This is a genomic window from Synechococcus sp. UW86 (assembly GCF_900474085.1).
Classification (GTDB): Bacteria; Cyanobacteriota; Cyanobacteriia; order PCC-6307; family Cyanobiaceae; genus Parasynechococcus.
The window spans coordinates 1-1,032 of sequence record NZ_UCNU01000013.1 but is presented as its reverse complement, the minus strand read 5'-3'; the positions used below and the strand labels follow the sequence as shown (position 1 = coordinate 1,032).

Here is a 1,032-nt window from a genome sequence, read left to right as displayed (position 1 = left end):
TGGAAGCCCTGGAGAAAGAGAAGGAAGCGGAAGATCGCAGCCACACCGAAGGAGGTGTAACCCCCTTGCAGGTCATAGCCCAATGCAGCACCTTGCTAGAAGCACAGGTTAAGTAAAGGTTTAGGAACGAAGTATGAGGCCGGAGTTCATCCACCCCACAAGCGAACCGTGATTAAAAAACCCACTACAGCAAATCCAAACCAGATCGGGATCATTCCACTGACGCCAAGATCGATCCGAAAGCTGCTGACTGCCGTCACCGGAGGACTATTGGTTGCCCACAGCGTCGTGCAAGTGGGCATTTATGGCTTTGGGGCGAAGAAACATTGGCTCGACAGCCTCAACATGGACCGGGAGCTCAACTTGCCCACCCTGTTCAGCAGCGCGCTGTTGCTGATGGCGGCCCTGTTGATGCAACGACTGGGGCAGAGCAGCGATCGCATCGCGACCAAAGACTGGCGTTTGCTCTCGAAGATTTTCATCTTTCTCGCACTCGACGAAGCCCTTCAGATCCACGAGATCCTGATCATTCCAGGGCTCAGGCACCAAGTGCACCCAGCTCTGGCATCCACCTGGGTGGTGCCCTACGCCGTGCTCGCCCTCATCCTGCTGTGGCGCTTTCGCCGCTTCCTCGGCTCAATCTCCCGAGCAACGGCATCACGGTTGCTGCGATCAGGGGCCGTCTACATCGGAGGTGCCATCGGCATGGAGATGATCGGCAGCTTCGCCGTTCGATCGAATCTGATCCGACTGCATAGCTCCTGGTATGGCGCCATTACAGGTCTGGAGGAAGCGTTGGAACTGCTTGGCATCGTTCTGCTCATCGATGCACTGTTGCGAGCGCTGCTCGATCAACGCAATAGCCTCGATCTCACCTTGCGTCTGGGGCCTGATTCAGACAGCAATTGAACCAAAAAAAAACCGCCCGGCTGGGCGGTTGAAGGAACAATCGGCTTTGCGATCAGAGGGCGTTGCCGCGGGGCAGAACCTCTTCAGGGAAGACGAAGTTTTCGTGCGGCTGGTCAGCCGGTG

Annotated in this window: 1 protein-coding gene and 1 pseudogene; one reads left to right on the top strand and one right to left on the bottom strand. The window is 56.8% G+C overall.

The features are described from left to right. Window positions 1-288 precede the first annotated feature (288 nt). Window positions 289-909 (top strand): hypothetical protein, encoded by a 621-nt coding sequence (locus tag DXY04_RS07075; protein WP_244278615.1) that lies wholly within the window; start codon window positions 289-291, stop codon window positions 907-909. A 52-nt stretch (window positions 910-961) separates the two neighbouring features. On the opposite strand, the pseudogene DXY04_RS12640 reads toward DXY04_RS07075, so the two are convergent. Next, window positions 962-1,032 (bottom strand): annotated as a pseudogene (locus DXY04_RS12640) (photosystem II protein D2); the annotation flags it as partial.